Below are 12,372 nucleotides of genomic sequence, written 5' to 3' on the forward strand. Positions count from 1 at the left end.
CACATTCTTATTTTATGCTCAAGAACAGGATCGACTTCAACCTTGCCAAACTGGAGAGGTACGAGGACATCGTGACCCGCAGGGCCAGCGACATGCGGGGATTCTATCAGGATTCGGAGGCCCTTGAAGATATGATAAAGAGCGAAGACCCAGTTATCTACGAGGTATATGCCGTTCCCCACGAGAATGAGGGGGAGTTGAGTTACGCCATAACAGTTCTTCATCCTGGAAAGGTGGGGAAAGAGTACTTTATGACCAAGGGCCATTATCACAGCAAAAGGGATAGGGCAGAACTTTACATTGCCCTGAAGGGCAGAGGCCTGCTCCTGATGCAGAGGGATGATGAGGTGCAGTGGTTTGAAATGGAGAGGGGCGATGTAATATACGTGCCCCCATTCTACGCCCACAGAAGCATAAATACGGGCAAAGAGGATTTTGCATTTTTAGCCATATATCCAGGAGATGCGGGACATGATTACGGGAGCATTGCAGAGAGGGGATTTGCCAAAATCGTGGTCGAGGGAAAAAAAGGATACGAGATCCTCGATAATCCACGCTGGTAACTGGAAATTCTTTTATATTATGTGGACTTTACTTTATAAAAGGACCGGGATGGGATAAGCATGAAATTATTGAAGGAGTTTAATACAAATCCCCAGAGTGATATGGGCACAGTGGATTACACAGCGCCGGAAGATGAGTACCTGAGGCAACTTGTGGAGAAAATTAGGGTAAACATAAAGATCATCGGTTGTGGAGGTGGAGGAAGCAACACCATAAACAGGATGATGGAAGAGGGCATCTATGGAGCAGAACTCATAGCGGCAAATACCGATGCCCAGCACCTTCTGCACATACGCGCCAACAGGAAGGTGCTTCTTGGAAGGAGAAGAACCCGTGGCCTGGGTGCAGGGTCAAACCCCCTCGTGGGAGAGGATGCTGCCAGGGAGGCAAATGAGGAACTTGAAAGAATAATTCAGGATGCGGAGATTGTTTTTGTGACCGCGGGCCTCGGCGGAGGGACCGGCACGGGAAGCGCACCCTACGTGGCAAAACTTGCCAAGGAGGCAGGAGCACTGGTGCTTTCAGTTGTTACCCTTCCCTTCAAGGCCGAGGGAAAACTGAGAATGGAGAACGCAATGTGGGGTCTTGAGAGGCTCCGCAGGTACTCCGATACGACCATCGTGATACCCAACGATAAACTTCTGGAACTGGTGCCAAGATTGCCACTCAACGAGGCCTTCAAGGTTGCAGACACCGTGCTCATGATCACCATAAAGGGCATAACTGAGATTCTCACAAAGCCAGGTCTGGTGAACGTGGATTACGCAGATCTCAGAACAGTGCTTGGATCTGGAGGCGTGGCCATGGTGGGCATAGGTGAGAGCGATAGCACCCAGGATCGTGTTAAGGAGGCCGTGGAAGAGGCCATAAACTCTCCGCTCATAGATGCGGACATAAGCGATGCCACTGGTGCGCTTGTTCGCATTGTTGGTGATGAGCACATGAGCGTGAGCGAGGCTCAGATGGCCGTGGATCTGGTGCAGAAGAAGATAAACCCAATGGCCAAGATCATATGGGGTGCCAGCGTGGATCCCGAGATGGATAACATGGTACAGGTTCTCGTTGTGCTATCCGGTGTGAAATCCCCCTACTTCATTGAAAAGGGCGGCTCTCTCAAGGCGGCAAAGAGCCTTGCTGGAGAGACCTTGGATGCGGATATTGACGTGATCGATTAGTGAGAGCAATGAAGAAAACAGACCTGCAAAACGCTGAGGAAAAATTCCAGTTCTACAAGGCCAGAAGAGATGAATTCAACACACTTGCAAAGGAGGCCAGGGAGGAGAGGGATCTCATAAACGAGGAGAGGAAGAAAATCAAAGAAGAACTGCAGAGGGAAAGGGATGCAAGGGACTCCATCGTGGCACTTATGAAGGAGCACAAGGCGAAGAAGAACGAGTACAGGGAGAAGATCTTAGCACTCAAAAAATACATGCGCGAACTTCGCAGAAGTTCTGGAAACACTGTGGAGGCAGAGTATGTGCGCATTGAGGAGGAGATTGCAAGGCTCGAGAGGGAACTTCAAATTAAACCCCACAAGGTTCAGGAGGAGAACAAGTTAATTGAAAAACTGAGGGAACTGACCAAGAGAAAGGAAGAACTGAGAAGGGAAATTGAAGAAAAGAACAGAGTTCTGGGCGAGGTAAATGACCTTGAAGGGGAACTCGCCAATCTGAAGATTCTGGAAGATGAAGAGAGAAGCACGCTCTCAAGATTGTACGAGGAACAGCAGGAGCACCACCGCAGGGTCATCGAATTGAAGGAGAAGTTGAAATATCTCACCGAGAAAATGAACGAGAAGCACGAGGAGTATCTGAAATACAGGGAAAAGGCCGATACCTACCATCAGAAGGCCCAGGAAATGCTCCAGAAAATCATTGAGATAAAGGGTGAGTACAGAAAAAAGAAGGAGGAGGAAAAATCAATTTTACAGCAACTGAGTGAGGAGGCAAAGAGCAAGACGGAGATGAAGGACGAGGATGTTGACAAGTTCATTGAAGCCCTGAAGAAAAAGAAGAAGATCTCCTATCCGTAGAGAAGGAAAACATAAAAAATCACAAGAAGCGCAAACAATACAAGCCCGATGAAGATAGAGAGCCTAGCCATATCCCTGTCAGAGCCAAACACTATGGGTATTGGCCCTATGAATATCACCCCGCCAAACTTTGTTTTTCCTTTATTCTCCACATATCCATTTTCTGATTCTTCCGGATGTATTATGGCCCCCCTATCCAGGGATTCAAAGGGCGATAGAAATAGGAGAAATATCCCGAGCATTATGAGGAGGATCCCCACAAGTGAATAAAACCCGGAACCATAGACCACGGGAAAAAACAATAGCAGGGCAACATGGGCCTCTCCAGAAGCGATTGCATAGAGGAGAAGCCCCACTCCCATAAGAATTGAAAGCAGTGAGGCTCTGCGAAGCATCATCACTCACCCCAACCTATAACCGCATTGCCTGCAAAACTTATCTTCACTGCTGACCTCCGCACCGCAGTTGGGGCAGGTGTATATGAATACAAGTTTTGCACCGCAGTTCCAGCAGTACCTGTCCTCTGGCTGAACTATTGCCCCACAGTTTGGACAGTGCAGTTCCTCACTTTTTTCCGGCTCTTCCTTGATAAGCGGCTCAACCTTGAGATCCACATTGTGGGGTCTTTCGACCTGTGGCTTTTCCATATTGGGCTCTATTTCCCCAGTATCTATTATCCTGTTTCCCTTCACTGCCAAGCGAAGTGCCTCATTATAATCGCCAAGGTCAAAGGCCCTCTTTGCCCTTTGCACGTAGAGCTTTGCGTACTCCTTCAACTGCCCCTCTTCCATCCTTAGAATTTTCTCCTCAACAACGCCTATCTCAAATTTGGATTGCAGGTAATTGGGAGGAAGTTTTTTAACAAAATCCTTGACCTGGGGGGGCATTTCTTCCTGCCTTGGTTCCCTCTCAATCTTCTTTATTATCTCCAGTTCCCTCTCAACCTGGGGGCTCGTGCCATCCTCCACAAAGTTTTCCTCCTTCATTCTCAGAAGAATTCTCTTGGCGTTGTTTGCAATCTCAAGGGACTCAAGATACCTCTGTGATTCGTAGGCCCTTTCCGCCTTTGAAAGCATGCTCTCCACAGGTTCAACCCTGTAACCGCGATCCTTCATAACCCTGGCCATGGACCTTACAATGTGAATCTGGTTGTAGGCATTATCCTCCACATTGCTCTCGTTCATTCTCATTATTTTCTCATTGGCCCTCTTCTTTAAGAGCATGAGAGCATAAGCTATACCCACAATGAAGAAAACGATGAACAGTACGAAGAATATCAAGGATGATGTCACCTCAAGGGCCATTGGTTTCCTATCCCCGTACTGGTATAAAAAGATTTTGAGGTATGCACCCAAAAACCCATGGAAAGTGCTTTATATACGTAGTTTATAAAGGTGGCCATATGATCTTCTCTAAACGCATACAGAAAATGGCCCCCTCAAGCACCCTGTCCCTGGTGGAACTGGCAAACAAGTTCAGAGAGAAGGGCTACAACATAATTTCCATGGCCGTGGGAGAACCTGATTTTACAACCCCTTCATCGGTTATTGAGGCTGCCTACGAGGCAATGAAAAACGGAAAAACCCATTACACCCCTCCAACCGGAATCTCAGAACTTAGGGAGGCCATTGCAGAGAAGTACCGCATGGAAAATGGTGTGAATGTTGATGCAAACAATGTGATTGTCACACCTGCAAAACTCGGGATTTTCATGGCAGTATCCACCTTCATAGATCCCGGGGATGAGGTTCTCATTCCCGATCCCGGCTGGGTCTCATACAGAGAAATGGTTAATTTTGCCCGTGGAAAACCCGTGGGTGTTAGACTTGTGGAAGAAAAGCATTTCACAATGGATATTGATGACCTTGTTAGCAAGATAAATTTCAAAACGAAGGTGCTCATAATAAACTCGCCCTCAAATCCCACCGGCTCGATTCTGACCTACGAGGATCTGAAGGCCATAAGAGATGTTGTTGTGGATTTTGATCTGATCCTCATAAGTGACGAAATATACGAGAAAATAATCTACGAGGGAGAGCACATCTCCCCCGGTGTGTTTGAAGATCTACTCAATTACACAGTAATCATCAACGGATTCTCCAAGAGCCACGCAATGACCGGGTGGAGAATAGGATACCTCATTGCTCCCCACAGCTTCATTCCGCAACTGGAGAAGATGCAGCAGCACACAATATCCTGCGCGCCGAGTATGGCCCAGTACGCTGCCTTGCAGGCCCTGAGGGAAAAGGAGGCCGTGCACAAAATGGTCGAAGAGTTCCGCAGGAGAAGGGATTTTGTCTACGAAGAACTCTCAAAAATAGAGGGTTTGCATGTCAAGAGACCCAAGGGCACCTTCTACATATTCCCAAGATACGATTTTGATTTGCCCTCCAAGGTATTTGCCGAGGAATTGATGGTCAAGAAACAGGTGGCAATTACCCCTGGTTCTGCGTTTGGGCCCCACGGTGAAGGATACTTCCGTCTCTCATTTGCCACATCAATGGAGAATCTAAAAGAGGGAATCAAGAGATTGAGGGAGTTCATAGAGGAACTGTGAGGAAAAGTATTAATTTTTATTCCCCCATGCTTGCACCATGACCATATTCCCACCGGACATACTGGCAGGCATACTGATCCTCGTGTCCCTCATACTTCTCTTGGTGGCCCTGTTGGCTTACAGGAGGTACAGGCTAAAGGCAGCGATTATATCCGCGGTGATATTCGCAATATTCCTTCTCAAGGGTATGATTTACGAGGCAAACATCTACTATTCCCTGAACCTGAACGTGCCTGAAATTTTCATGGGTCTTGATGTGATAATCCTCATATCCCTTTACTTTGCCCTTGCCCTCAGGGGCTGAAATTATGGATGATCTGAGCACGAGAAGGAAGATATACGAGGAAATCGTGCTAAATCCCGGACTGCATTTCAGAGAACTGCAGAGAAGGCTGGATATGCCTGTTGGGATGCTGGAATACCATCTCAACGTGCTCCTGAAAGACGAACTCATAGTATCCAGGGAGGACGGCAGATACATAAGGTTCTTCGCAAACACGTATATGAGCCACCAGGAAAGGAAAATAATGGGATTTCTGAGAAATGAAATAGTGAGAAAAATCATAATCTTTCTACTTGAAAATGGAAGGGTGAAGCAAAGGGATATTGCCAATTTTGTTGGAATAAGCCCCTCCACCCTATCGTATCACCTCAACAAACTTGTGAAGGGAGGTATCCTGCTGAGGGAGATTGAGGGAAGGGAGAGTTACTATTCTTTAAAGGATCCAAAAATGATGGCGAGAACGATAATAAAATACCGAAAATCCTTTCTTGATTCGCTTGTGGATAATTTTGTTAAACTCTGGGAAAAAAAGGAGAAAGATGTTTAGTGGCTCCTTGCTCTCCACGCAGCCACCACAATTATTGCCACTATCACAATTCCAACACCCATCCACAGCATGGGATTGCTGATACTCTGAGGGGTTGTTCCACTGGTTGAAGTTTCTTCAGAAACGGGCTCGCTTTCCACATCAAGGGTGTGCTCTGAAAAATGGGGTACGTAGAGCATAAGGGTCATTGTGCCATTGCCCTCCATCATGCAGTATTTTGCCTCATATCCACCGTTGAATAGCTCCTGCGGTGTTGTCTCATTTATGATCCTTCCATCAAATTTAACCACCAATCTGTGATGCGCCGTGAGATTCAAAGTTCCATTTTCAATGTTTATCAGTATAACCCTGCTTCCATTTACACCCTGCGCAGATATATCTATGCGTATATGGTTTCTCTCCATCATTGCCAATTTCGCTTCAAGTCCAGATGTGTAGTTCACAAACTCTGCAGAATGGGCATTTATGTACATTTCACCTCCAACCTTTCCTCTCTCAAACTCCCTCATAAGCATTTTCTTCATTTTCCCGGGAATGTTCAAATTTCTGGGCTCCATAAAGAGCACGCTGGTAGTGCTATGTCTCCCTCCATGGGAATCCATGTGGGTTCCTGTGGTCACAGTAACCATATTTTCATCCACGCTCACATTTCCATTGGCCACAAAAATGTAAGCCGATACCTTTCCACTGAGCACCACTGTTGAATTATCCAGTGTTGCATTTATTCCGGGAGCCAGAGTATAGGTTATGACATCACTTCCATGGGTGAGTATGTGCAAAATACCAACAGGGGTATCCAGCGCCTGAATCAATCTCCACCCACCATTCAAATTCCTCTTACTCCAGTTCAAATGCTCCCACGCCCCGAAGTAAAAGAACTTTGCACCCGAAATCCTTATTTTTCCCATTCCACCATTCTTATACTCTATGGAGGTGAACACAGTAACATTATTCACAGAATAGTCACTTATCTCCCCCGTTTTGGGATTCACCGTGAAATTGACATACTTTCCAACCACCATACCATTGTCGTACTGAAACTCACCAATCAACCCATGGTGCATTCTCTGCCTCTCCATGCCTGCACTGCCTCCATTATGGTCATCATGGCCTGCACCACTACCGCTGTGACCGGCTGCAGCCACCGCTCCAGCCATTGCCGGTACCACTACAAGAGCCGCAATTATCAGTATCCACATCCTCTTCATTTTTCATCACCTAATTGAAGATTTGAGCAAGGATATAAACCATTTATGGTACAATCCTCGAATAGTGGTACAAAATTCGAACATTCGATATTTGTACCAAAATTCATTTAAATGGGGCCTGCATTTCATTAACCGTGAAAAAAACCATAACCATTGTTCTGGGAATACTTCTACTTTCCGCAACGCTCATAACCATAGATGTCAGTGGGTCTCAGAATCCAGGTACGAGAATAATTTTTGATAATAAAAATGCGACCCTTTCCATATCCATAAACAACACCCAGCACTTTTATCTAAAATTCACCAGGATATTCATATCAACAACCCCCTCCTTCTCACCCCATTCCATGGAATTTGAGAGAATTGAAAATATGAACATTGAGAAAATGAGTTCCCACAACGCCATAATGGGAAACTACACGAGAATAACCATGTGGAAGGTATTTGAAATTAAGGGCAGATCTCATCACCACGGCACTCCAATAAGGGTGAACCTGACCCTGAACTTCTATCTTGCAGAAAAAACCTACAGGAAGAATGGAGTTAACATAACGAGGAATATGATAAGATACAGCACAATAATAAAGACCAGCACGAAGAACGCCTATATTTTTCTGGAAGAGCATATGAACTATGCGGAAAATCACAAAAACGGCTCAACATCAAGGGTGTTTGAATGCAATAAAACCGCAAGACACTGGAAAACGATGAGCCCAACGAAGCACGTTATGGAGCATCGCTTTGGTTCTGACCATATGGGTATGATCGGATTTGGAAGAAAGAACGTGACCTTCAGGTACATGTGGGAGTACGGAGACAACATAAACACACTGTACTCCTACGATGGTTCAAACTTCATTCTGTACTTCATATTTCAGGATAAAAACGGAACCATAGTGCAGGATCCATACATCACCCTCCCAGAACCCATATCCCTCAACACCACAAGCATAGTAAACGGCATCAAGCACACTGTGAACTACCTCATGGACCATGCCCTCTCTCTGGGCATAGGAATAATCCTCGCCGTGGTCATAGTCTTTTCCGCCCCCCTGTTGAAACGTCGTTTGTAGTTTTAAAAACTACAAAATTTTTAAAATGTATGGATTATCTATCGATTCGGGGATTACTATGTATGTGATACAACCATCAAATCTCAAAAAGGGACTTCCAAAGGAGACAAAGAGCATATGTCCCGTGTGCGGGAAGGTGATACCCGCAACCATATACGAAGAGGACGGTAAGATATGGTACAAAAAGACCTGCCCAGAGCACGGTGAGTTCAAGGATATTTACTACGGAGACGCAGAGGTTTGGTACTGGATGGAGAAGTGGGGGACCATACTTGATGGTGTGGGCCCAAAGAATGTGAATATAATAAATGGATACTCTGACCATCATTACTCATTCACCGCCCTGGCAAATTTGGACCTCACAAACAGGTGCAACCTTCGCTGTCCCATATGCTTCGCCAATGCCAACGCCGCTGGCTACGTTTACGAGCCGGATTTTGATACCGTGGTGCGAATGATGGAGTACCTGAGGCAGGAGAGACCTGTGCCAACTCCTGCAATTCAATTTGCCGGTGGAGAGCCCACCATATATCCGAGGTTCTTTGATGTTATCCGCAAGGCCAAGGAGCTGGGATTCGCCCAGATTCAGGTGGCCACAAATGGAATACTCATAGCCAACGATCCAACATTTGCCCAGAAGATGGCCGATGCTGGAATGCACACCGTGTATCTGCAGTTTGACGGTTTCAAGGAGAGTACGTACATCACGGCCAGAGGTCTGAATCTACTGCCCACAAAGATGAAGGCCATTGAAAATCTTCGCAAGGTCAAGCCGAAACCACTGGCAACCGTGCTGGTGCCTACCGTGGTAAAGGGTGTGAACGATGATGAGGTGGGTAAAATAGTGGAATATGGACTGCAGAATCTTGATGTTATTCGCGCCGTGAATTTCCAGCCTGTATCACTCTCAGGGAGAATTCCCCAGGGTGAGTTGCTAAAGATGCGCTACACAACAGGTGATCTCATAAGGGATCTTCACGAGCAGACTGATTTCATAGAAAAGACCGATTTCTTCCCGATACCCGTGGCAGCACTCTTCGCTGAAATCGCTTCCCAGATATTCAAGGATCCCAAACCTTCGTTCACAACGCATCCCGCCTGCGGTGCCGCCACCTATGTGTTCCACGACTACGAGAAGAAAAAGAACATTCCGATAACCAGATTCATTGATGTGGCCGGACTCATTGAGGAAATTACCCCTCTGGTGTTCAACGAAACCTTTGAGAAGAAGAGCAAACTTGGAAGCATACTCACGCTTTACAAGATTCTCAAAAAACATTACGACAAAGAGTACGCCCCAAGTGGATTCAAACTCAAGGAGATTGTAGGTGTGTTTGAGCAGGGAACCAAGGATTCCCTTGGAAAATTGCACTGGGACTCCATGTTTATAGGTGCCATGCACTTCCAGGATGCATACAACTACGATATACACCGCACAATCAGGTGCGTAATCCACTACGTTACCCCCGAGCCAAGCATAATACCCTTCTGCTCCTACAACACAGGCCCAGTGTTCAGAGAGAAGATAGAGAAGAAGTACTCCATAAGCCTTGAAGAGTACAGAAAGAGGCACGGCAACGTGGTGGGCGTTGAGGGATAAACATGATAAAGGTGAACCCTTCCGTGTGCAATTACTGCGGCGCATGCGTTGGCTCATGCCCTGTAAACTGCATGTTCCTTGATGAGACGATAGTCCGGATAGATGAGGATAAGTGCATAAAGTGCGGATTCTGCATACGCGCATGCCCCGTAGGCGCAATTGACGCAGAGTGGTGGTCAGAATGAAGAGGTACGAGTACGATGTTCTTGTCATAGGAGCAGGTCCGGGAGGTTCGATGGCCGCAAGGTACGCTGCACGCCATGGATTGAAAGTTTTACTCGTGGAAAAGAGACCCGAAATAGGGGTACCTGTGCGCTGTGCGGAGGGAATCTCCCGCGCATGGATGGACGAGGTGGAGATAGAACCCCAGGATAAGTGGATAGATGCCTACATGGATGGGGCAAAGATATACTCGCCGGATGAGAAGAGCGTCGTGGAACTCACAGCCGAGCAGGCGGGCAACGAGGTTGGATTCGTGCTCAACCGCGAGTACTTTGACAAGTACCTTGCATCCCTGGCAGCAAAGGAGGGTGCAGAGATATGGATGAAGAGCCCGGCTGTGGAGATAATCAAGGAAGATGGCTATGTTAAAGGTGCAGTAATCCGCAAATTCGGAGAGAGGGTTGAGGTTCGAGCCAAGATAGTCATAGCGGCCGATGGCTTCGAATCCCAAGTGGCCCGATGGGCAGGACTCAACACGGTGCTTCGCGAGAGAGATATTGTATCCTGCATACAGTACAGAATGACAAACATAGACATAGAGGAAAACTACACGCATTTCTTCATAGGTTCCTGCGCTCCGGGAGGGTACGTATGGATCTTCCCAAAGGGCAAGAAGGAGGCAAACGTTGGAATAGGAGTGGCACTGAACAAGTTGAAGCACAGGGGAGAGGTCAAAAGGTACATGGACGAGTTCATTGAAAAACACGATTATCTCAGAAAGGGTAGCATAATACAGATTGTGACCGGAGCCGTATCAACATGCCCTGTACCAAAGAAGATAGTTGACAACGGAATAATGCTCGTGGGCGATGCCGCCCGCCTCATAGACCCAATAACCGGTGGTGGCATAGCAAATGCCTGCATCTCGGGGAAGTACGCTGGAGAGATTGCAGCAAAGTGCATAGATAATCCGAGCAGGGAATGCCTTGAGGAGTACCAGAACATGGTGCAGGAGAGATGGGGAAGAAAGCACCTGCGCAACTGGTTTGTAAAGGAGAAACTTGCCGCGCTGAGCGACGACACTCTCAACAAACTCATGGACGTGATTTCCAAGGAGAAGATAACAAAAATTTCAGTGAGAGGGATCCTTGAGGCAGTGCAGAAAAAGTACCCCGAACTCATTGAAGAGTTCGAAGACCTTCTCTAAATTTTTATACATTTGCACCTCCAAGTTCCTCCAACTGCTCCGCACTTCTTGCCTCCTTTTCACTCAGTTCCCTCACACCGTGTTTCTTTCTGATCCAAGCAACCAGCACATAGGATGCCAGAATGGGTGGAAGTATGTAGTAAACTATGTAGTTCATAAGTCCAACAACGTACCACTCCAGGTACCCAAGATGGCCTCCAAGCATAGATAACCACTGCATCCTGAGGTAATCCTTGCCGGATAGGGCATAATTGAGGGCATTCACATTGAATATTATGAGCAGTATGTCCAGATAATTCGTGTACACGTTGGCAAGTGTGCTCATACTTCTGGTGACCTTGAACCCGGGGATACGCCTGGTTGTAAACGGAGGAAACATGTTGCTTCCCATGAGCCCGAAGTGATCCGTCAGGATATGGGACCAGAAACCGAGCATTATGATCCAGAAGGCGGTCCAGCCCATGGGAGTGAAACCATAGAGCATGAAGCCAATGGGTGCAAACATTACACCGAGGGTTATGCTGTGGGCCCATCTCCTGTGCCAGGGAATGAAATCTGCACGCACCCGGTTTTTGCCCTCTGGGAAGAATGAGAAATCAGGCCCGGAAAGAATATCCACATGGGTCACCGCATCGTAATTGTAATCCAGATCCGCCTTGAATTCCGCCTCCGCATGGGCCTTCTCGGGAGGCAGGTAGGAGGTGATGTAGGGTCTCTTTTCAAATCCAGATATTATTGGTCCTATGTCACATACGACCTTCTTATTCTTCGTGTCAAAATGCACCGTGTACTGTCTCCACTGGTCGGAAGAGATTTTAATTGTGTGGAGCATGACATTAACCTCTCTCTGCTCTTCTGCAGCCTGATCTATGGCATGTGCAAGGGTATCTGCAACCCTCTGTGGATCCAGGTTCCACTCGTCCATATCCACCTCGTAATCGTGCCTCTGCAGGTACTTGGCAAACCTGAAATCAATGGTATCCGGCAATATTCCAAAAATCCCACCTAAGATCAGTACCAGTGCCTTGTGCACCACAATCTCGTTGGCGATCACATTGTTTCCATAGAACATATTTGCAATTACCACAACGAAGGTTGCCGTGGTTAATCCTGCCAGAAAATGGGCAAATCCCTTCATT

14 protein-coding genes are annotated in these 12,372 nt (G+C 47.0%); 10 read left to right on the forward strand and 4 right to left on the reverse strand.

From position 1 onward, the window contains the following. Nucleotides 1–14 precede the first annotated feature (14 nt). Genes AC0S1O_RS01580 through AC0S1O_RS01590 form a run of 3 tightly spaced genes read left to right on the forward strand, consistent with a single transcriptional unit; the run spans nt 15 to nt 2,596 of the window. A complete protein-coding gene (locus AC0S1O_RS01580; protein ID WP_475394013.1) occupies nt 15–563 on the forward strand; it encodes a glucose-6-phosphate isomerase in 549 nt (182 codons plus the stop codon). A 60-nt stretch (nt 564–623) separates the two neighbouring features. After that, nucleotides 624–1,739, forward strand: coding sequence for a cell division protein FtsZ (gene ftsZ, locus AC0S1O_RS01585; RefSeq protein WP_475394014.1), 1,116 nt, complete (start codon nt 624–626; stop codon nt 1,737–1,739). 8 nt (nt 1,740–1,747) lie between these two features. Further along, nucleotides 1,748–2,596, forward strand: a complete 849-nt coding sequence (locus AC0S1O_RS01590; RefSeq protein WP_475394015.1) for a coiled-coil protein — start codon at nt 1,748–1,750, stop codon at nt 2,594–2,596. Here AC0S1O_RS01590 and AC0S1O_RS01595 read toward each other — a convergent pair. Beyond that, nucleotides 2,587–2,991 (reverse strand): TIGR00304 family membrane protein, encoded by a 405-nt coding sequence (locus AC0S1O_RS01595; protein WP_475394016.1) that lies wholly within the window; start codon nt 2,989–2,991, stop codon nt 2,587–2,589. The two genes, AC0S1O_RS01590 and AC0S1O_RS01595, sit on opposite strands and share 10 nt — an antisense overlap. A gap of 6 nt (nt 2,992–2,997) precedes the next feature. Next, a complete protein-coding gene (locus AC0S1O_RS01600) occupies nt 2,998–3,900 on the reverse strand; it encodes a zinc ribbon domain-containing protein (RefSeq protein ID WP_475394017.1) in 903 nt (300 codons plus the stop codon). A gap of 98 nt (nt 3,901–3,998) precedes the next feature. Between AC0S1O_RS01600 and AC0S1O_RS01605 the strand changes: the two genes are divergently transcribed. The 3 genes from AC0S1O_RS01605 to AC0S1O_RS01615 are packed head-to-tail and all read left to right on the forward strand — an operon-like array spanning nt 3,999 to nt 5,983. Beyond that, complete coding sequence (locus tag AC0S1O_RS01605) at nt 3,999–5,153, forward strand: pyridoxal phosphate-dependent aminotransferase (protein WP_475394018.1); 1,155 nt, start codon at nt 3,999–4,001, stop codon at nt 5,151–5,153. Nucleotides 5,154–5,190: 37 nt separating this feature from the next. Beyond that, the gene (locus AC0S1O_RS01610) at nt 5,191–5,457 is read left to right on the forward strand and encodes a hypothetical protein (protein ID WP_475394019.1); all 267 of its coding nucleotides are present in this window, start codon (nt 5,191–5,193) and stop codon (nt 5,455–5,457) included. 4 nt (nt 5,458–5,461) lie between these two features. Next, nucleotides 5,462–5,983: a winged helix-turn-helix transcriptional regulator gene (locus tag AC0S1O_RS01615; protein ID WP_475394020.1), complete on the forward strand. Its 522-nt coding sequence runs from the start codon at nt 5,462–5,464 to the stop codon at nt 5,981–5,983. Here the strand turns inward: AC0S1O_RS01615 and AC0S1O_RS01620 are convergent. After that, the gene (locus AC0S1O_RS01620; protein ID WP_475394021.1) at nt 5,980–7,191 is read right to left on the reverse strand and encodes a hypothetical protein; all 1,212 of its coding nucleotides are present in this window, start codon (nt 7,189–7,191) and stop codon (nt 5,980–5,982) included. The genes AC0S1O_RS01615 and AC0S1O_RS01620 overlap by 4 nt on opposite strands. 134 nt (nt 7,192–7,325) lie before the next feature. Here AC0S1O_RS01620 and AC0S1O_RS01625 point away from each other — a divergent pair, with 134 nt between their 5' ends. Genes AC0S1O_RS01625 through AC0S1O_RS01640 form a run of 4 tightly spaced genes read left to right on the forward strand, consistent with a single transcriptional unit; the run spans nt 7,326 to nt 11,233 of the window. After that, the gene (locus AC0S1O_RS01625) at nt 7,326–8,264 is read left to right on the forward strand and encodes a hypothetical protein (RefSeq protein ID WP_475394022.1); all 939 of its coding nucleotides are present in this window, start codon (nt 7,326–7,328) and stop codon (nt 8,262–8,264) included. A gap of 58 nt (nt 8,265–8,322) precedes the next feature. After that, entirely contained in the window at nt 8,323–9,864 is a 1,542-nt protein-coding gene (gene tes / locus AC0S1O_RS01630; protein ID WP_475394023.1) for a tetraether lipid synthase Tes, read from the forward strand. Nucleotides 9,865–9,866: 2 nt separating this feature from the next. Further along, nucleotides 9,867–10,049, forward strand: coding sequence for a DUF362 domain-containing protein (locus AC0S1O_RS01635; protein WP_475394024.1), 183 nt, complete (start codon nt 9,867–9,869; stop codon nt 10,047–10,049). Continuing rightward, the gene (locus AC0S1O_RS01640) at nt 10,046–11,233 is read left to right on the forward strand and encodes an NAD(P)/FAD-dependent oxidoreductase (RefSeq protein WP_475394025.1); all 1,188 of its coding nucleotides are present in this window, start codon (nt 10,046–10,048) and stop codon (nt 11,231–11,233) included. The genes AC0S1O_RS01635 and AC0S1O_RS01640 overlap by 4 nt, the downstream gene beginning before the upstream one ends. Nucleotides 11,234–11,237: 4 nt before the next feature. Here the strand turns inward: AC0S1O_RS01640 and AC0S1O_RS01645 are convergent, their stop codons facing one another. Beyond that, nucleotides 11,238–12,371, reverse strand: coding sequence for a metal-dependent hydrolase (locus tag AC0S1O_RS01645; protein ID WP_475394026.1), 1,134 nt, complete (start codon nt 12,369–12,371; stop codon nt 11,238–11,240). Between the last annotated feature and the right edge of the window lies 1 nt (nt 12,372).

Source organism: Candidatus Aciduliprofundum sp. HYA1 (assembly GCF_056175085.1).

Coding starts and splice junctions, on each gene's coding strand:
- AC0S1O_RS01600 (WP_475394017.1), bottom strand. CDS start 3,900: ATGGCCCTTGAGGTGACATCATCCTTGATATTCTTCGTACTGTTCATC.
- AC0S1O_RS01645 (WP_475394026.1), bottom strand. CDS start 12,371: ATGAAGGGATTTGCCCATTTTCTGGCAGGATTAACCACGGCAACCTTC.
- AC0S1O_RS01620 (WP_475394021.1), bottom strand. CDS start 7,191: ATGAAGAGGATGTGGATACTGATAATTGCGGCTCTTGTAGTGGTACCG.
- ftsZ (WP_475394014.1), top strand. CDS start 624: ATGAAATTATTGAAGGAGTTTAATACAAATCCCCAGAGTGATATGGGC.
- AC0S1O_RS01590 (WP_475394015.1), top strand. CDS start 1,748: ATGAAGAAAACAGACCTGCAAAACGCTGAGGAAAAATTCCAGTTCTAC.
- AC0S1O_RS01595 (WP_475394016.1), bottom strand. CDS start 2,991: ATGCTTCGCAGAGCCTCACTGCTTTCAATTCTTATGGGAGTGGGGCTT.
- AC0S1O_RS01640 (WP_475394025.1), top strand. CDS start 10,046: ATGAAGAGGTACGAGTACGATGTTCTTGTCATAGGAGCAGGTCCGGGA.
- AC0S1O_RS01610 (WP_475394019.1), top strand. CDS start 5,191: ATGACCATATTCCCACCGGACATACTGGCAGGCATACTGATCCTCGTG.
- AC0S1O_RS01605 (WP_475394018.1), top strand. CDS start 3,999: ATGATCTTCTCTAAACGCATACAGAAAATGGCCCCCTCAAGCACCCTG.
- AC0S1O_RS01615 (WP_475394020.1), top strand. CDS start 5,462: ATGGATGATCTGAGCACGAGAAGGAAGATATACGAGGAAATCGTGCTA.
- AC0S1O_RS01635 (WP_475394024.1), top strand. CDS start 9,867: ATGATAAAGGTGAACCCTTCCGTGTGCAATTACTGCGGCGCATGCGTT.
- tes (WP_475394023.1), top strand. CDS start 8,323: ATGTATGTGATACAACCATCAAATCTCAAAAAGGGACTTCCAAAGGAG.
- AC0S1O_RS01580 (WP_475394013.1), top strand. CDS start 15: ATGCTCAAGAACAGGATCGACTTCAACCTTGCCAAACTGGAGAGGTAC.